Genomic DNA, 18,645 nt, shown 5'->3' with positions numbered 1-18,645 from the left:
TCTTATTTTTTAATCTGATACCTCTACACAAAATTTGAGAAACATTTTTCAGACAATTCCAATTAAAAAAGAGGACATCCTATCGGGTGCCCTCTTTTCATAAATATGTTATTGTTTTTTCAATTCAATTACTAAATAGTGTGATTGCTCTTTCGCTTGAATGTGAATATCTTCTTCTACCGCTTCTGCCGCATCACGCATAACAAGTGTTTCACCATTTATTACACTACTTCCCTCAATTTGTACAAGATACAATTGACGGCCTTCTTTCACAGGGAAATGAATTTCTTTTCCAGCCTCTAATGATAAAGAATATAAATTCGCATCTTGGTGAATTTGAATTGGTGCATCTCCCTCCATTGGAGATACCATATGGAACCATTCGTTTTCGCGTTTGATCCAATCAAATTTAAACTCACCGTAATTTGGTTTATGGCCAGCGCGGTCTGGTAAAATCCAAATTTGCAATAAACGTAGTGTTTCATTTCCTAAATTATGCTCACTATGAAATACACCCGTACCAGCACTCATATACTGAACATGTCCACGCTCAATCGTTCCGCGGTTTCCCATACTATCTTCATGTGTTAAAGCACCATCTACAACGTAAGAAATAATCTCCATATCACGGTGCGGATGCATATCAAAACCAGTTTGTGCTGCTACTAAATCATCATTAATAACACGTAACGCTCCGAAGCTCATGTTATTTGGATTATAATAATTTGCAAATGAAAAATGAAAATGTGTATTTAACCAACCGTGATTTGCTCTACCCATATTTTTATGATCAACTTTTCTAAACATATCCTTCACCTCATATTATCTCGAATTCAAGATTTATTTCAAAAATTTTTCTTACTGTAATTTTTTTAGTAATTTTAATAATTGATTTTGTTCTTCTATATTTAAGTTATGAAACTGCTCTGCTTGGAACGTTTCTTGAGGCGGGACGATTTCCTCATATAAGGCTCTTCCCTTTTCTGTTAACGAAATATATTTCGTAGTACCTTCTTGTTCACGATGAATCCACTCCAGCTGTTCCATTTTATTTAAAAGCTGCGTGACATTTCCCTTCGTAACAAATAGCTTATTTCCAAGCTCTTGCTGCGTTAAACGATCATGTCCTCCAACTTGAGCTAGCACATCAAACTGAGCGGCAGATACATTCCATTTTTTCAAATGCTGATTCGTCTCACGAATACTCTTGTTATAAAAACGTGATAAACGAAACCATAATAGTAGCCCTAGTCTATCTTCTGTTTTCATTCCATCACCTCACTCGTTTGATATCATTAGTTTAGAACTAAACTTCATAAAAGTCAATTACTTATTTTTAGTAAGCATTAAAAGCACAGTGCTATTTCTTCACTATGCTTTACATCAATTTTCTATTTTTATATTCATCCAATTTCCTCTCCGCAAACTTCCTCGCATCTTTCTCAATCCATCTCTCTTCGTACGCTTTACTTCCAACATACAATTCTTCTCTCTTATGCTGCATCGCATGGCGAAATTCATGCAAAAGTGTTTTGAGCACTTGCTCATACTCTTCCCACATACAAATGAAAATTAATTGTTTTTCTTTATGATAAAAACCACCTATCGGGAATAGAAACTCTTCTTCCTCTTCTCCTAATGATAGAAGTACATTGTTTGCGTCGCATGTATCACAAAAAATAACTGGCGTTTTACATACTTCAATAAGTGAAAACAAATCATCTCTCAGCTTTTTGACATCCCAAGGAAGCTCCGAATCCAACACATACCAATTCTCCGTCTGTTGATATACATTTTGAAACTGGAGTTCCATTTCTTTTTATTCCCCTTTCCAAGCTCTCTTTTTCTATATATATGCCACAATATGGTAAATATTAAACATACTCTTTTACCCTTTAAAAAATGACAATAAAAAAAGAATCTATGTCGGCATAGATTCTTTTTCCGTAATCACTTTTTTTTCATCATTTTTTTTAGTACAAAGTAACCAAGTGCACAAACAATAGCAGCAAGTGCAAAGTATTTCACATAAGGACCAGCTACTTTATTAATACTTTCCCACTCTGTTCCTAATTTAAAGCCTAAATATACAAACACAATTGACCATGGAATAACAGCTAGTGTAGTTAGCGTAATAAACTTAGCATGTGACATTTTTGCAATACCCGCTGGTATGGAAATAGCATGACGCACAACAGGGATAAAACGCGCTGTAAAGATAACACCCGTTCCGTATCGATTAAACCATGCTTCCGCATAATCAATATGTTTCTTCTGAATCAAAATATATTTTCCATATCGCTCAAGAACAGGTCTTCCTCCGTATCGACCGATCCAATAAATAAATAGTTGTGCAATTACACCGCCAATTGTACCAAACGCAACAGCACCCCAAAATGTAATGCTTCCTGTTGATACTAAATAGCCTGCATAAGACAATACGATTTCACTCGGAATAACCTCTAACATCAATCCAAGCATAATTCCCCAATAACCAAGTCCTTCTAGAAAAACTAAAACTGAATGAATCAACTCTCCTAACATCATTTACCTCTCTTTACTGTTTTCATTACCAAAAATAAAAGTACAAGCAGTGAGTATCTTGTACTTTTATTTTTAAAAATTTAGCTAGTTTTCGTATTCCACTTAAAGATCTTATTCAAGAATTTATATATATTATTAGATTCTTTCGTAAGAAGTGGCCCTAAAATGGATAGTATAAGCACGTATAGTGCCGAGAATGGTTTTAACACTGACATTAAACCACCGGCGATACCGATATTGGCCATAATAATGGAGAATTCTCCCCTTGAAACAATTGTTAATCCAATATTCGTTGATGCCTTATGAGATAATCCAGCTTGTCGCCCTGCAATCATCCCTGCTACGAAGTTACCGATTATAGTAAGAAGGACAGCCCCTAACGTTAACCATATTGCCCCGCCTAATGAAAACGGATCAATACTTAATCCGAAACTGAAGAAGAAAATAGCTCCGAAGAAATCTCTAAATGGAACAACAAGATGTTCAATTCGTTCACTATGCTCTGTCTCAGAGAAAACTAATCCTAAAAGAAGTGCTCCGATTGCTTCTGCAACGTGAATTGTTTCTGAAAAACCAGCAATGAAAAATAACGAAGCAAATACTACAATAATAAAGATTTCATCTGAACTAATATTCAACAATTTATTTAATAACGGAGTAGCTTTTCTAGCGACTACAAAGAATAGAAGCATATATCCTAAAGCAATTCCAATTGAAGTGAGAGCACCTAAGAAGGAAGCGTGATCCCCAAGAACTAAGCCAGAAACGACTGATAAATATACAGCTAGGAATATATCTTCAAACATAATAATTCCTAAAATTAGTTCGGTTTCATTATTACCAGTTCTTCTTAAATCCACTAACACTTTAGCAACGATAGCGCTAGAAGAAATCGTAATAATACCCGCAATAATTAAGATTTCTAGTAATGGGAATCCCATTATAAATCCGTATAATAATCCAAGTGAAAAGTTAATTAAAATATAGATTGTTCCACCAATCGCAATAGAACGTCCAGATTTAATTAGTTTCTTCATCGAAAATTCTAGCCCTAGATAGAAGAGAAGGAACAGAACGCCGATTCTTCCAAGGAAGGATATTACACTTGCACTTTCAATAAATTTGAGATCGATAACACCTATGGTCGGCGCGTGCGGCCCTACTAACATGCCAAGAACAATTAGGAAAGGAATTACTGAGAATTTAAACCTTCCAGCAATTACTGCCGCAATTGCCACTAAAACTAAAGCTGTACCAACTTCAAAAATTAAAGTATCCATCTAGTCAGTCCCCCTATTCGAAAGTAATTCATTAATAATTTTTTTAATTTCTTCTCTCTCACCTGAAACTACAAGCATATCGCCTTCTTCAATTACCGTTTCTGGTCCCGGATTAAATAGCTTTTTCATATTCTTCTTCATAACTGCAATTATCGTTACGCTATATGTTTTTCTTATTTCAAGATCGCCAATTGTTTTTCCGATTGCTGGAGCTGTATTCTCCACTTTGAACCACTCAATCGCTAAACCTTCAAAAACCATTTCAACATTTTCTAATGCTCTAGGCTTATATACCATCCCCCCTAATATTGCTGCAATTTGTCTTGCCTCTGAGTCACGTAATGAAATACTTGAGATGCTTTCTTCATGGTCTGAATCAAAATGATACATTTCTCTACGCCCATCATCATGAATGACAATCACCATTTTTTCGTTACCTTTCGTAACAACCTGAAACTTATAACCAATACCTGGAAGTTCACTTTCTCTAATATTCATGTTTAGCTCCTCCTCAACAATTTTTATTTAAATTTTCTGTTTTTCTGTCTTTTATTCATCCAATCAATTTTAGAAATTCTAACCATTCCGTATACCTATGATTTGGAAATCTTTTATTGTAATAATAAGTGGCTCCTAGAAAAATACTTGAAGATGTAATGATAAAAAATACATTACTTCTCATCTTTAGACTCTCAAGGCTTACTTTCAATAAAGTTTCTTCTTTCAAATTATCCCCTCTTTCTCGCTTTACATTTAGTTTTTTAAAATGTAAATAATTCTAAAAATATTACGATGTAACTTAATCATAACATAAAACACATTTAAGTAACATAATTTTTTAGAAAAATTGATTCTGGTATATTTTTTGCATATAATTTTCTTATTACGAAAAAAAGGAAGTGTATTATATGGTTGATATCTTTAGCAGATTCCTTGAGGTAACGAATAATATTTTATGGTCATATATTCTTATTGCAATGTTAATCGGCTTCGGTCTTTATTTCTCTTTTAAATTGAAATTTGTCCAAATTACTCATTTTGGTGAGATGGTCAGTTTAATTAGTAAAGGATTTAATCGAAAAGAAAAGAAGAAAGATAGCATCTCCCCGTTCCAAGCATTTTGCTTAAGTGCAGCGGCACGCATCGGTATCGGGAACTTAGCCGGTGTAGCACTAGCAATTTCAATGGGTGGACCCGGCGCAGTATTTTGGATGTGGTTTATCGCTATCCTTGGAGCAGCTACTAGTTTCGTAGAATGTACGCTCGCACAAATTTATAAAGTAAAAGATGGAAGCAGGTTCCGTGGTGGACCAGCATATTACATGGAAAAAGGATTAAACAAACGCTGGATGGGTGTCTGGTTTTCACTTCTTATTACAGTTGCGTACGGATTAATTTTCAATTCAGTACAAGCAAATACAGTAACAATAGCGTTTGAAAACGCATTTGGACTAGAGCGAACTATCGTAGGAGCTCTATTAGCTTTATTAGTTGCAGTTATTATTTTTGGCGGTATTAAAAGCATTTCACGTATTACAGAAATGATTGTTCCTCCAATGGCAATCGTTTATATCGGCGTGGCTGTTTTCGTTGTTATAAAAAACTTCAATATGTTACCAAGCATTTTCATGGAAATATTTAACGGTGCATTCGGTTTAGATCAAGCCATCGCTGGTGGTATTGGAGCAGCAATCAAGTTCGGAATTCAGCGCGGTTTATTCGCGACAGAAGCAGGTATGGGTAGCTCTCCTAACGCAGCTGCAACATCAGATGTATCTCACCCTGCAAAACAAGGACTTGTTCAAGCATTAGGTGTTTTCGTAGATACATTCTTAGTATGTACATCAACAGCATTTATCGTATTATGTTCTGGACTTTATAAAGGATCAAATTTACAAGGAATTGAATTAACACAACAAGCATTAAGTTCACAAATTGGGCCGTGGGCAAGCACTTTCTTAGCGATTATTATTTTCCTATTCGCTTTCAGTTCCTTACTAGGAAACTACTATTATGGTGAAACAAATATCGCATTCATTAAAGAAAGTAAAACATGGTTAATGATTTATCGCGTTGCAGTTGTCGGAATGGTGTTCTTCGGATCAATCGCTGCCCTTCAAACAGTTTGGAGTTTAGCTGATTTATTTATGGGACTAATGGTATTTACAAACTTAATTGCCATCTCATTCCTTAGCAAATTTGCCTACGCAGCATTAGTAGACTATATAAAGCAAAAGAAACAAGGCAAAGATCCTGTTTTCATTGCAAGTTCTATCCCTAACTTAAAGAATACGGAGTGTTGGGATGGACAGGATGTAGAAGAAAATAAACAAGCTGTATAATAATTAAAAGCTCCAGTGGCTGGAGATGGATATTACTAAAATCCCTATTACTTCACAGTAATAGGGATTTTTATTTACCACAGTTCATAATTTGTTCAAATTAATTCCAGCAAAGGGGTTGTTTTATAAGTATTACTAGATTATAATGATTATAAATTAGTAATTGATACAACATAACAACTCAAAAGGAGATTGATCATAATGAACAAACAAGTAATCGAAGTATTAAACAAACAAGTAGCAGACTGGAGCGTTTTATTCACAAAATTACACAACTTCCATTGGTACGTAAAAGGACCTCAATTCTTCACATTACACGAGAAATTTGAAGAGCTTTACACAGAATCAGCTACTCACATCGATGAAATTGCAGAACGCATTTTAGCAATCGGCGGCAAACCAGTAGCAACAATGAAAGAATACCTAGAAATATCTTCTATTCAAGAAGCAGCATACGGAGAAACTGCAGAAGGGATGGTCGAAGCAATCATGAAAGACTACGAAATGATGCTAGTCGAACTGAAAAAAGGCATGGAAATCGCTCAAGATTCTGATGACGAAATGACATCTGACCTACTACTAGGCATCTACACAGAACTAGAAAAACACGCTTGGATGCTACGTGCGTTCTTGAATCAATAATATATTTAAAAGCGGAAGCGGCTCGGTTAGAACAGGAGGGTGTTGGAACTCCTGATTCCGAGGCGCTCTTTGCCTCGAATGAAGGAGTGAAACAACCGACTGTTCTAGCCGCTGGAGCTGGATAATACCTTAAAGCGGAAGCGGCTCGATTAGAGTCGCTTTTTTTAATGGAGTGATCGTGCATGGCGATACATGAAATTATATCGGCGATTTTTTCATTATATCGGCCGTTTCATCAAATATATCGGCGATTTTTCAATTATATCGACTTACCGACAAATCACGACAATATTAGCAGTCCTTTCCCCCACTTTTATCAATATATTACAATCTCATCTATGTTAAAATATAGAAAATACCCTTTAGTAACTAGATCCAAAAAGCTTTTCCAAATTCATCATTTACTACTTAAATGACGGGAGTGGTTCAGTTGAAAGACTACTTAATTAGAGCATTTTTTGCGTTAATAACAGTTGGGATTCTCTTACTTATAGCTAATATTTTCAATATACGTGTCGAGGTTAAAGACTATGCTTTCCTCGTTGTTGTAGCAATTGGTGGCGGCTGGTGTGGCTGGTACCTGTATAAAAAACAAAGTAATCAAAATGATAAAGGCATTCCAAAGTAATATGGAATGCCTTCCTCGTTATTTCCGTCTATAATAAATTATAAAATTCAAACCACTAATAATAACAATTCCTACAAACATACTAGAAGACTGCACATCTCCGCCTAAGTTATACTCATCAACGATAACCCCAGACATAAAGAGTGTTATCGCAGAAACACCAATACATATAACCGAAATAAACCAAAGCGAAAATTCATTAATCAGCTCTTTCTTCTGTCTTAAAACAATTAACATAACAAAAATAGATGCTGCTACAATACTTTTAAAAACAGGACGTAAATACACAAATTCCTCCATCTATTTCTCTTTTTCCAAAAACCTTATATCTAAAAATTAATATATTTAAGCGAATAAAAAACACATACCTTTTTACAATAAAAAAGACATGTGTTCCTGTAAATCACTATAAAGTGAAACTTTAATCAGTGGGGGTTTTGTCCATCCCCCACTGATTATTAGTTGAACCAATCGGGCGTTTACGGGCAGTTGATCTCCCACCTAACTCCCTCGCATTCGCCGAATTTTGAGGTGGGAGTCTTACTGCCCGCAAATAGCGGGATAAAATGTACTATGATAATTGCTTCCACTTAGTTCCTAAAACAGGACGCTCGTAATTTTGGATTTCATGAATTAGTTTATCTGCCGTCTCAGCTGAAACGATCAACTCTTTATTTGAAGGGTTCATAAACCCTTCTTCTGCTGCACGTTCAACCATTTGCAGAATTGGTCCGTAAAAATCTTTTATGTTTAATAAACCAACCGGTTTATTATGTATACCAATTTGTGACCAACACACAACTTCAAATAGTTCTTCAAACGTTCCATATCCGCCTGGTAATGCAATGAAAGCATCAGCAAGCTCTGCCATTTTTGCCTTACGTTCGTGCATCGTTTCTACTTCAATAAGTTCTGTTAATCCTGTATGAACAATTTCTCCTCGGAATAAACCACGCGGCATAACACCCGTTACACGCCCACCTAAACGAAGAACTTCGTTTGCTACTTCTCCCATTAATCCAACGCATGAGCCGCCGTATACAAGCTCATAATCGTTCTCAACAAACATTTTCCCTAACTGAATCGCCTGCTCTTTAAATTCTGGTCTTTCCCCTAAATTTGAACCTGCAAACACACAAATCTTTCTCATCCCTACACCCCGAAACTATATATTGTTATGATACAATGAATATTGTACAACATATTGAAGGGATGAGGAAGAAATGGATATCGTCGCATTTCAAAGATGGGTGGAGGAATTTTACGAAAAACGGAGCTGGTCACAGTATAATTCCTTTATTCGCTTAAATTTCTTAACTGAGGAAGTTGGGGAAGTTTCACGAGTTGTTCGCGCTATTGAAATCGGTCGTGATCGCCCTGATGAACAAGCCAAAACACAAGAAGAGCTAAAACAAGACCTAAAAGAAGAACTTGGTGATGTACTATCTAACCTTATTATTCTTTCACAAAAATATGATTTAGAGTTACAAGACATTATGGAAGCACACGTCACAAAGCTTTCGAAAAGGTTCGAAACATCCAAATGAGAATATTATCAATTATGATATAATATTCTTGTCCAAATAATAAGGGGGATTTTATGTTATCTAAAAAATTGCACGACGCACTAAATGAACAAATGAACTTTGAATTCTATTCCGCACACGCTTATATGGCAATGGCTGCTTACTGCACAGCCGAAAGCTACGATGGATTCGCCAACTTTTTCCTTGTACAAGCTGAAGAAGAACGTTTCCACGCAATGAAGCTTTACAACTATATTAATGACCGCGGCGAGCGTGCTATTATTACTGGATTTGATAATCCAAATAACGAATATGAATCTGTATTGAACGCTTTTGAAGTTGCACTTGAACACGAGCGTGAAGTAACGAAACGTATTTATAACTTATCTGATATCGCTTGGGATGAGCGTGAACACGCAACAATCACATTCTTAAAATGGTTCGTTGATGAACAAGTAGAAGAAGAAGCTTCATTCGATAGCATCATCCAAAAATTAAAACGTATTACAAGCGATTCAAATGCATTATTTATGCTAGATGCTGAATTAGAGAAACGTACATTTACACCTCCAGCCGAATAATATTTTAATCACCTTAATGAATGTATTAAGGTGATTTTTTTATTTTCTCTCTATCTTAAAATCACCTTAAATTTCCTCGTATTTGACATAGCACTAGTTAAAAAATGGTATTATTTTCAATATAAAACAATATACGAGGAGAGAAAAAATGAATCAACGTGTAGAAGCTGTTGATGCAATTCGTGGTTTCGCTTTATTTGGTATTTTACTCGTCAATATGACATTAATCCAATTCGGGTTCTTCGCTGATGGAACACCGACTTATATTTTCGGAAAACTCGATGAAAGTGCTAATTGGTTTATTCAATTTTTCGGCACACACAATTTTATATCCCTATTCTCTTTTTTGTTTGGTCTTAGCATTATTTTGTTGCAAAAAAGTATTATCGCAAAAGGAAAAAGGTTCCTCCCCACATACATAAGACGTATTATCATTCTTTTACTACTAGGCTATATTCACGGCACCTTTGTTTGGGAGGGAGATATTTTATTTGCCTACGGGATTATTGGGATTTTCTTAATGATGTTTATCAATCGAAAACCGAAAACGTTGCTCATTTGGGCAGCTATTTTATTAGTCCCCATTATGCTAGCATCTTATCAATCTGAATCTGACTCAACATCAAACACATACAATGATTTCGCACCTTATATTGAAAAAGAACATAAAGTTCATGAAACTGGAAGCTATATGGATCATATCAATTTTAGATTGACTGAAAATCCTTTTGATTATATCGGTATTGACGGCTTCTTCGGATTAGTTATCATATCAATTTTCGCATTAATTTTTATGTCTCCACTCTTCTTACTCGGCATGTACGTAGGAAAAAAGGGTTGGCTATTTGAGATCGATAAACATATACCTGCTGCCAAAAAAATATGGCTGATTACTGGTATTTTCTCTTTTACAATCAAAATTTTAACCATGTTCGTAAAACATCCGATTTTAATTATGTTACAAGATGGCCTTACACCAGTAACCATGACCTTCTTTTACGGAAGCACAATTATTTTATTATTCCATTACAAAAAGGGAGCGCGCCTACTAGCATACATGGCGAACATGGCGAACATGGGAAAAATGTCGGTTAGTAATTACTTAGCTCAATCCATTATCACAACAACGATTTTTTACGCATATGGATTTGGCTTATACGGCAAAATTGGCTATTTCTTCGGTATTCTTTTAACCATTGGAATTTATACGCTTCAACTATTTGTTAGTACATATTGGCTGCGGAAATATAGAATGGGGCCTGTTGAATACTTATGGAGACTGGGAACTTATTTGGAGAAACCAAGATTTAAAAGAGATTGGGATAAAGCAAGTTAAACAAAAAAAGCAATGAGCCCGCGCTCATTGCTTTTCTTAATTTATTACAGCATAACCCCAACGATAATCGCTGATAATATACTTACTAACGTTGCACCGTATACAAGTTTTAGTCCGAATGATGAGACAACGTTTGCTTGTTTGCCATCGATACTCTTTGTTGCACCTGCGATAATTCCGATAGATGAGAAGTTCGCAAATGATACAAGGAAGATTGATAAAATACCTACTGTACGAGCTGATAAATCGCCAGCTACTTTTCCAAGGTCAAGCATTGCAACGAATTCGTTCGTTACTAATTTTGTTGCCATAATTTGTCCTGCTTGTAGCATCTCTGATGTTGGAATACCCATTACGAATGCTAATGGTGAGAAGATATATCCTAAAATGCTTTGGAATGTGATTCCGAAAATTGAATCGAACACACCGTTAATTGCTGTAATTAATGCTACGAAACCGATTAACATCGCCGCTACTGTTACAGCGATAGAGAACCCAAGCATAATATATTCGCCTAACATTTCAAAGAATGTTTGTTTCTTATCTTCTTGTAATTCTAAAATATCGTCTTCTTCTTTTACATCATATGGATTAATGATGTGAACGATAATGAATCCACTAAATAAGTTTAGTACAAGTGCTGTTACTACATATTTTGGATCGATCATTTTCATGTAAGAACCGACGATTGACATCGATACTGTTGACATTGAAGATGCACATAGTGTGTATAAACGATTTTTCGGTAATTTGCTTAGTTGGTCTTTTACTGTAATGAATACTTCACCTTGACCAACAATTGCAGCTGCTACTGCATTATATGATTCTAATTTTCCTAAACCGTTAATTTTACTTAATACGAAACCGACTGCACGAATGATAATCGGTAAAATTTTAATATGTTGTAAAATCCCGATTAATACTGCTAAGAAAATAATCGGTAATAATACTGTTAAGAAGAATGGTGCTTGTCCATCGTTCGCTAAACCACCAAATACGAAATTAACCCCAGCTTCTGCAAATTTTAAGATAGCGCCAAATCCATCTGCAATCCCTTTTACTAATACAAATCCGACCTTTGTATTTAGTAAGAAATACGCAAGTACCAATTGAATGACAAGCATAACTGCAATTGGTTTATATTTAATTTTCTTACGATCTGAACTTATAAGGAAACCTAGTACAAACACTACGAGTAAACCGACTAGAAACATTACTAGTTTCATATGTGTATCCTCCACTTCTCCCACGAGTTATTGGTCGTATAACGTATAACGAATGACGTCTGACCATTGATGTTAAAAAATTTTAAACCCCTAAATACTATTCAACTGTTATCTAAAATCAGTAAGCGTTTACATAAATTGCAATTTATAAAAGGTAGCCTCTTCTCTCCTACCGTATTGAAAGTCTGAAATTGATACCACCTACAAATCAAATTGTAAGCGTTATCTAGACGAAATGCAATATAAATTTTAAAAGATTTTTATATGTTAATATATTCCTAATTAATTGGGTTTTTTATGTAAATTTACCACAAAACAATAGTCCTAACTATGAGCTAGGACTATCCTTTTTTTATAACATAACACCAACGATAATCGCTGATAAAAGACTTACTAATGTCGCACCGTATACAAGTCGTAATCCAAATGATGAAACAACGTTTGATTGGTTTTCATCGATTCCTTTCGTTGCACCTGCAATAATTCCGATAGATGAGAAGTTCGCAAATGATACAAGGAATACGGAAAGAATACCAACTGTACGAGCTGATAAATCACCAGCTACTTTTCCTAGATCAAGCATCGCAACAAATTCGTTTGATACTAATTTTGTTGCCATAATTTGTCCCGCTGTTACCATTTCCGCTTGCGGGATGCCCATTACGAACGCTAATGGTGAGAAGATATATCCTAAAATAGCTTGGAATGTAATGCCGAACACTGAATCAAACAAGCTATTGATTGCTGTAATTAATGCTACGAAACCAAGTAACATCGCTGCTACTGTTATCGCAATTGTGAAACCAAGCATAATGTATTCGCTCAGCATTTCAAAGAATGATTGTTTTTTCTTATTTTCTAACTTCAGTGTATCTTCTTCTTCTGTAATATCGTACGGGTTAATAATATGAATAATAATGAAACCACTAAATAAATTTAATACAAGTGCTGTTACTACATATTTCGGTTCAATCATTTTCATATAAGAACCAACAATTGACATGGATACTGTCGACATGGAAGATGCACATAATGTATATAAACGATGTTTTGGGATTTTACTTAATTGATCTTTTACTGTAATAAATACTTCTGCTTGCCCAACAATTGCAGCTGCTACTGCGTTATATGATTCTAGTTTCCCTAGACCATTTACTTTACTTAACAAAGTACCAATAGCACGAATAAATATCGGTAAAATTTTAAAGTGTTGCAGAATTCCAATTAAAACGGCAAAGAATACGATTGGTAACAGTGCTGTTAAGAAGAATGAAACCTCTCCTTTATTAACAAGACCACCAAATACGAAAACGATTCCAGATTCCGCATATCCAAGAAGCGCACCAAATCCATCTGAAATTCCTTTTACTAAAATATAACCAACTTGCGTATTTAATAAGAAATAAGTTAATGCTAGCTGAATAACAAGCATGATTGCGATTGGTTTATATTTAATCTTCTTTCGATCGGCACTTATAAGAAAACCGAGTACAAATACAACGAGTAATCCTACAAGAAACATAACAAACTTCATTAATAAAATCCTCCATTTAACTCTTCATTAACGTTGAACGTCTGACCACTTAAAATAAGAAATAATCCGAACTTTCCATTTCTCCGCCAAAACCTTCAATCGGATATGAAAGATCATAAAATCTCTTGTTTTAAAGGCATTTTCCATTCTAACATAAATTACAACTCATATCCGCACTTTTCTAAAAAAAATACATTTTATTATAAAATCCTCATTAATGTTCGTCTTTTTCATTATAAAATAAAAAAAATGAGCATCAAGTTTTACTTGACGCTCACCTTATTATACCGCTTTTTCTTTCTCCGCTACTTGCTCATCCCAGCACTCTGTATTTTGTAGACCTGGAATAGAATTCGCATAGAAGACTGGATCTTTCCCTTGTTTCTTTTGCTTCACATAATCTGATAACGCTGCGAAAGCAAACTTTGAAAGGAATACAATCGCTACTAAGTTAATAACAGCCATAATTCCCATAAATAAATCTGCTAAATCCCAAACGATTTGAATTGTTGCTACAGATCCTAGCATAACCATACCAAGTACAGCAATGCGGTATGCTGTTAATAACAATTTACTTCCATTTAAGAATTCAATATTTGTTTCACCATAGTAGTAGTTACCTACTAATGAACTGAATGCAAACAAGAAGATTGCAACTGCCACAAATATAGATGCCCACGGTCCGATATGCTGACTTAACGCTTGCTGCGTTAATTGAATTCCATTTAAATCAGCTGCATTATGCACATCTGATAAAAGAATGATAAATGCTGTACAACTACAAATTAATAATGTATCTGTAAATACCCCTAAAGTTTGAATGAAACCTTGTTTAACTGGATGCGTTACGTTTGCAGTCGCAGCTGCGTTCGGCGCACTACCCATACCTGCTTCATTTGAGAATAATCCACGTTTTACCCCTAATAAAATCGCAGCTCCTAATCCTCCGCCAACTACTTCTTTAATTCCGAAAGCATGTAAGAAAATCTCTTTAAATACATACGGAATCGCCGTAATGTTTGTTACAACAACAAATAATGCAACACCTACATATATAATTGCCATTACCGGAACAATCATTTCAACCGCGCGAGCAATTCGTTTTACTCCGCCAAAAATAATGATTGCAAGTAAACCAGCCATAACAAGACCTACTAATCTACTATCTGTTTTAAATGCCCCATCAAAAGCAGCTGCTACAGTATTAGACTGTACAGCGTTAAAAATTAATCCGAAACTTACTGTTATTAAAACAGAGAAAATAGCTCCAAGCCAGCGCTTATTTAATCCCTTTTCCATATAATACGCTGGACCACCACGGAACGCATTCCCATCTTTCACTTTATAAATTTGCGCTAATGTGCTCTCTACAAACGCAGAAGCACCCCCAATTACCGCGATTAACCACATCCAAAATACAGCTCCCGGACCCCCTGCTGAGATTGCAATAGCTACACCAGCTAAGTTACCAGTACCTACACGAGAAGCTGTACTCATACAAAATGCTTGGAACGATGATACACCGCTCTTCTCCTTTTGCGCTTTCCTCGTTTTCGAACTTGCCCCATCCCCAAGCAATCGAATCATTTCACCGAAGTAACGAACTTGGACAAATTTCACACGAAATGAAAAGTAGAGTCCTAACCCAATTAACATCGCAATAATGACATATGACCAAAGGACATTATTTATATCCCCAATTACCTTAGCTAAAAAATCCATAATTGCATTGCCCCCTCTTCCTAACAATAAGAAGATTATATTCTAAAAACTTTTAGTAATCAAGAATTTTCGACAAAAATATGTAAGGTTTTATGACATGAAGGAGTTACTTTTTATAACATATGTGTTTTTTTTATAAAGGGTCACTATACATAGCCAGCATTTTGAAAAAAAACAACGCTAAGAGCATGCAAGATTTTATACATTTTTTTGACTAATCTAATAACAAACGAGAACCCTAAAACCCACGCCAGTATAGAAATGTATGAAAAAACGAATAGAGTCATAGAAAAAGAAAAAGGCGGATTCCTTGTGAGAGTAGGGATCCACCTTTTCCTTGCTACCGATAATGAGACGTTATGTTAACTTCACATGTATACAGTATACGTCTTCCTTATTTAAATACAGGGCAGTTGAAACAGGGGTTCTCCAACTTTTAAAGAATTATTAATAATAAACTTAAAAAGATATCAAGAGTGGTGAAATGTATGGGAAAGCAATTCGATTTTTATATAGACGCGAAAACAGAAAAATGTATAATAACCAGGCTTCGGACTGCCGGTTGTGTTTTTGCAGAAGATGAGGCACAATTGCTTATCTCAGAGGCACAAACACCGGAAATACTCGCCGACATGGTGAAACAACGAGTATCCGGTTTTCCCTTGGAACACATCATTGGTTGGGCAGATTTCTGTGGTATCCGGATAGCAGTGGAACCAGGAGTTTTCATACCTCGCCGCCGTACTGAGTTTCTTGTCCAACAGGCAGCTTACCTTGCTATGCCAGGGGCCATTATAGTTGATTTATGCTGCGGTACGGGTGCGGTAGGTGTCGCGCTGGCCCGAGTTTTGGGATGGATCGAATTGTATGCGGTCGACATAGACCCAGTCTCAGTACGATGTGCCCGTCACAATATTAATTGGGTCAGTGGGAACGTGTATGAAGGTGATCTCTACCATCCACTTCCAACAAAACTGTGTGGGTGCGTCCACATCTTGGTTGCAAACGCACCCTACGTACCTACCGAGGCAATTAAGCTGTTACCTCAGGAAGCCCGCAAACATGAGGCAAGGATGGCACTTGACGGTGGGATAGAAGGATTAGACATCCAGCGACGGATAGCTACTGAGGCATTACTCTGGCTGGCACCTGGCGGTCATCTACTTGTCGAGACTAGTCAACGACAGGCGTTGCAAACCGTTGAGATATTTGCTCAAAACGGGCTAATCCCACAGGTGACAAATTGCGATGAACTGGACGCTACTGTCGTAATCGGAACCAGACCATCTCTTTAGAATGAATACGGAGAGCTAGACGTTACCACAAATAAAAGCCCAAGAATCTATGAATTCCTGGGCTTTTATTTGTACTTCCTATAACGAAAATTATGTAAATACGAACTCCCTTTAGCAAATAAACTGAAGGGGTTTTTTCTAGATAGATTAACTACTGATAAGTGGGGTTATGTTAACTGATGTAGATACCCTCATTTAAATTCCACAATATGGTATAATTTAGTTATGAAGTTAAAAGGGGTGTGGGTATGGAAGACGTATATGGAGGTCTAAGATATTTTGGTCTTTCACTTGTATTAGTATTTTGTGTGGGATTTATTATACGTTGGATCTTTCGTGATGTAATTTCGTTAGATCAATTACTTGGTTTAAGCATAGGAATTATTACGTTAATAATAGCGTTCTTTGTAAAGAAATATAGTAAAGAGCTCAATACTAATAGTTAATTTATGCTTTCTTTGGATGAGTATCTCAGTAATGATGAGATACTCATTTTTTGCTTGCGAGGGTTTTAATCCTTTTATTTATAACATTTTGAATGTATACTTTCGTTATTTATCTTGATGATATCAAAGTGATTGGGATAAAGTTAATGTTTAAGGGAAAATGAATATAAACTAATAATGAAAAGTTTACTTTCAAAAATACAAAAAGAATCCCGGGATTCCAGTATTCTTTCTGATAAAGTTATAAAAAATCTTAAATCCCTTGATATTACTGACTTTTTTCTACTTTTGTATGCTTGTCCCTTCTCACTCTCTATATAAGGAACATCTCCCACTTAAAATTGTTGTTTCACACTTTCACATTTTTGATGAAGGAGTCTTCTGTCGGAAAAAGATAAAAAACAGAAGTCTTAAACCAGACTTCTGTTTTTCGCATACTTACTTACAACTTAAACTAACTAAAGTGGCAATAGATTGTGCTGCCTGTTCCCAGCTTCCATCTATCATTCTTCCAAGCTGTTGACCAAGTGTATTTAAATCATTTGGATTAACGGGAATCCCATTATACGCAGCAATAATTGACAAAATTGGAGCCGCAACTGGTGTCAAACCACCTCTATCAATACTATATTTAGGCCCATCTATTACCTTTCCATCCTGTACTGTAAACTCATAATAAAATTGATCATCTGGACGATAACTTATATGATGAGAAATTTTCCCCTTAACATATATCTTCCCTGCACCTAGATTTACTGCTTCTACTTCTTTTATATTAAATTCATGATCAAATATTTTTAGTTTTTTTACTTCAGGACCATGTAACGCAGCATTAACAGCTGTCTCCAAATTATTTTGTCCAAAAGGTTGAATATGAATAGTCTTTGATTCCACTTGCTGAATAGAATCTTCTTTTTCTGCAGCAAACACTGATGTAGATGGTATTACTCCTGTAGCTAACGTTGCTACAAGAGCGGTTGACATTACTAATTTACATTTCATTTTCATAGTTTTCTTTCTCCCCTTTAATATATGGTATATAACCTTTGGTGAATCCCATTTCTTGTATAACCGAATTGTAGTCAACTACATTGACTACAATATGCAGAGTACAATGTGTTTCAAGCAAAGTCAATTAAATTTACTTTGTTTGAAGAGGTTTTTGAAACTTTTTATTAAAAATTGTATAAAATAGTGTGAAATCAAAAATGAAATGAAAATAGTATCTCTTTTACATGCAAAAAGCCTAGTAATTACTAGGCTTTTTGTGTTAGCTTGTCTTTATATATTAATCTTCTTTTAATACTTTAATTCCTTTTACTATATTCCAAATGAAATAGTAAATACTTGCGATAGAAGCAATAACAAAAGTTCCGATTACTGCTATTCCAAGTACATTATCATTTAATGTACTAAATCCAATGATCAACCATTCATTCCATTCATTCCGTTATCCCTTTGAGACAGTACGTTTCTTACAAATAACGAGAGAACTAAGCAAATAAAAAACGAGCATCGAATTCATCTCGATGCTCGTTTTTTA

Annotated in this window: 20 protein-coding genes and 1 pseudogene; 8 read left to right on the top strand and 13 right to left on the bottom strand. The window is 35.4% G+C overall.

Annotated elements, in window-relative coordinates; genetic code table 11:
* Positions 1 to 108 precede the first annotated feature (108 nt).
* From ACQKNR_RS13275 to ACQKNR_RS13250, 6 genes are all read right to left on the bottom strand, one after another.
* Positions 109 to 807: a pirin family protein gene (locus ACQKNR_RS13275; RefSeq protein ID WP_427318326.1), complete on the bottom strand. Its 699-nt coding sequence runs from the start codon at positions 805 to 807 to the stop codon at positions 109 to 111.
* Positions 808 to 858: 51 nt separating this feature from the next.
* Complete coding sequence (locus ACQKNR_RS13270; RefSeq protein WP_427318325.1) at positions 859 to 1,269, bottom strand: MarR family winged helix-turn-helix transcriptional regulator; 411 nt, start codon at positions 1,267 to 1,269, stop codon at positions 859 to 861.
* A 109-nt stretch (positions 1,270 to 1,378) separates the two neighbouring features.
* On the bottom strand, positions 1,379 to 1,813 hold the full coding sequence (locus ACQKNR_RS13265) for a DUF3920 family protein (RefSeq protein ID WP_427318324.1): 435 nt from the start codon (positions 1,811 to 1,813) through the stop codon (positions 1,379 to 1,381).
* Between the two features lie 137 nt (positions 1,814 to 1,950).
* The gene (locus ACQKNR_RS13260; protein ID WP_071748102.1) at positions 1,951 to 2,544 is read right to left on the bottom strand and encodes a DedA family protein; all 594 of its coding nucleotides are present in this window, start codon (positions 2,542 to 2,544) and stop codon (positions 1,951 to 1,953) included.
* A gap of 80 nt (positions 2,545 to 2,624) precedes the next feature.
* Positions 2,625 to 3,824, bottom strand: coding sequence for a cation:proton antiporter (locus tag ACQKNR_RS13255; protein WP_427318323.1), 1,200 nt, complete (start codon positions 3,822 to 3,824; stop codon positions 2,625 to 2,627).
* Complete coding sequence (locus ACQKNR_RS13250) at positions 3,825 to 4,322, bottom strand: cation:proton antiporter regulatory subunit (protein WP_427318322.1); 498 nt, start codon at positions 4,320 to 4,322, stop codon at positions 3,825 to 3,827.
* A 410-nt stretch (positions 4,323 to 4,732) separates the two neighbouring features.
* On the opposite strand from ACQKNR_RS13250, the gene ACQKNR_RS13245 reads away from it, so the two are divergent.
* The 3 genes from ACQKNR_RS13245 (at position 4,733) to ACQKNR_RS13235 (ending at position 7,436) form a co-directional block, all read left to right on the top strand.
* On the top strand, positions 4,733 to 6,166 hold the full coding sequence (locus ACQKNR_RS13245) for an alanine/glycine:cation symporter family protein (protein ID WP_427318321.1): 1,434 nt from the start codon (positions 4,733 to 4,735) through the stop codon (positions 6,164 to 6,166).
* A gap of 201 nt (positions 6,167 to 6,367) precedes the next feature.
* Positions 6,368 to 6,808: a Dps family protein gene (locus ACQKNR_RS13240; RefSeq protein ID WP_001041889.1), complete on the top strand. Its 441-nt coding sequence runs from the start codon at positions 6,368 to 6,370 to the stop codon at positions 6,806 to 6,808.
* A gap of 430 nt (positions 6,809 to 7,238) precedes the next feature.
* On the top strand, positions 7,239 to 7,436 hold the full coding sequence (locus ACQKNR_RS13235) for a hypothetical protein (RefSeq protein WP_427318320.1): 198 nt from the start codon (positions 7,239 to 7,241) through the stop codon (positions 7,434 to 7,436).
* A gap of 18 nt (positions 7,437 to 7,454) precedes the next feature.
* Here ACQKNR_RS13235 and ACQKNR_RS13230 read toward each other — a convergent pair whose 3' ends face one another.
* The gene (locus tag ACQKNR_RS13230; RefSeq protein ID WP_427318319.1) at positions 7,455 to 7,736 is read right to left on the bottom strand and encodes a hypothetical protein; all 282 of its coding nucleotides are present in this window, start codon (positions 7,734 to 7,736) and stop codon (positions 7,455 to 7,457) included.
* A gap of 271 nt (positions 7,737 to 8,007) precedes the next feature.
* Positions 8,008 to 8,571 (bottom strand): TIGR00730 family Rossman fold protein, encoded by a 564-nt coding sequence (locus ACQKNR_RS13225; protein ID WP_002039979.1) that lies wholly within the window; start codon positions 8,569 to 8,571, stop codon positions 8,008 to 8,010.
* Between the two features lie 88 nt (positions 8,572 to 8,659).
* Here ACQKNR_RS13225 and ACQKNR_RS13220 point away from each other — a divergent pair, with 88 nt between their 5' ends.
* The 3 genes from ACQKNR_RS13220 (at position 8,660) to ACQKNR_RS13210 (ending at position 10,879) form a co-directional block, all read left to right on the top strand.
* Entirely contained in the window at positions 8,660 to 8,983 is a 324-nt protein-coding gene (locus tag ACQKNR_RS13220) for a MazG nucleotide pyrophosphohydrolase domain-containing protein (RefSeq protein ID WP_427318318.1), read from the top strand.
* A 53-nt stretch (positions 8,984 to 9,036) separates the two neighbouring features.
* Positions 9,037 to 9,543: a ferritin gene (locus ACQKNR_RS13215; protein ID WP_000949403.1), complete on the top strand. Its 507-nt coding sequence runs from the start codon at positions 9,037 to 9,039 to the stop codon at positions 9,541 to 9,543.
* A 148-nt stretch (positions 9,544 to 9,691) separates the two neighbouring features.
* Positions 9,692 to 10,879, top strand: coding sequence for a DUF418 domain-containing protein (locus ACQKNR_RS13210; RefSeq protein ID WP_427318317.1), 1,188 nt, complete (start codon positions 9,692 to 9,694; stop codon positions 10,877 to 10,879).
* Between the two features lie 44 nt (positions 10,880 to 10,923).
* Here the strand turns inward: ACQKNR_RS13210 and ACQKNR_RS13205 are convergent, their stop codons facing one another.
* The 3 genes from ACQKNR_RS13205 to ACQKNR_RS13195 form a co-directional block, all read right to left on the bottom strand.
* The gene (locus ACQKNR_RS13205) at positions 10,924 to 12,105 is read right to left on the bottom strand and encodes a NupC/NupG family nucleoside CNT transporter (protein WP_427318316.1); all 1,182 of its coding nucleotides are present in this window, start codon (positions 12,103 to 12,105) and stop codon (positions 10,924 to 10,926) included.
* A 352-nt stretch (positions 12,106 to 12,457) separates the two neighbouring features.
* On the bottom strand, positions 12,458 to 13,639 hold the full coding sequence (locus tag ACQKNR_RS13200) for a NupC/NupG family nucleoside CNT transporter (RefSeq protein ID WP_427318315.1): 1,182 nt from the start codon (positions 13,637 to 13,639) through the stop codon (positions 12,458 to 12,460).
* A gap of 282 nt (positions 13,640 to 13,921) precedes the next feature.
* Positions 13,922 to 15,361: an alanine/glycine:cation symporter family protein gene (locus tag ACQKNR_RS13195; RefSeq protein ID WP_427318314.1), complete on the bottom strand. Its 1,440-nt coding sequence runs from the start codon at positions 15,359 to 15,361 to the stop codon at positions 13,922 to 13,924.
* Between the two features lie 512 nt (positions 15,362 to 15,873).
* Between ACQKNR_RS13195 and ACQKNR_RS13190 the strand changes: the two genes are divergently transcribed.
* Together ACQKNR_RS13190 and ACQKNR_RS13185 are read left to right on the top strand one after the other, a co-directional pair.
* Positions 15,874 to 16,656, top strand: coding sequence for a putative protein N(5)-glutamine methyltransferase (locus tag ACQKNR_RS13190; protein ID WP_427318441.1), 783 nt, complete (start codon positions 15,874 to 15,876; stop codon positions 16,654 to 16,656).
* Positions 16,657 to 16,904: 248 nt separating this feature from the next.
* Positions 16,905 to 17,102: a hypothetical protein gene (locus ACQKNR_RS13185; RefSeq protein ID WP_427318313.1), complete on the top strand. Its 198-nt coding sequence runs from the start codon at positions 16,905 to 16,907 to the stop codon at positions 17,100 to 17,102.
* Between the two features lie 438 nt (positions 17,103 to 17,540).
* On the opposite strand, the gene ACQKNR_RS13180 is transcribed toward ACQKNR_RS13185, so the two are convergent.
* Together ACQKNR_RS13180 and ACQKNR_RS13175 are read right to left on the bottom strand one after the other, a co-directional pair.
* A complete protein-coding gene (locus tag ACQKNR_RS13180) occupies positions 17,541 to 18,110 on the bottom strand; it encodes a methyltransferase (protein ID WP_427318312.1) in 570 nt (189 codons plus the stop codon).
* A 280-nt stretch (positions 18,111 to 18,390) separates the two neighbouring features.
* A pseudogene (locus ACQKNR_RS13175) lies at positions 18,391 to 18,504 on the bottom strand (DUF4870 domain-containing protein); the annotation flags it as partial.
* Positions 18,505 to 18,645 lie beyond the last annotated feature (141 nt).

The sequence above is a fragment of the Bacillus sp. NPDC094077 genome, assembly GCF_050279465.1.
Lineage (GTDB): Bacteria > Bacillota > Bacilli > Bacillales > Bacillaceae_G > Bacillus_A.
The sequence above is the reverse complement of the archived record's forward strand: the minus strand, read 5'-3'. Positions and strand labels throughout refer to the sequence as shown.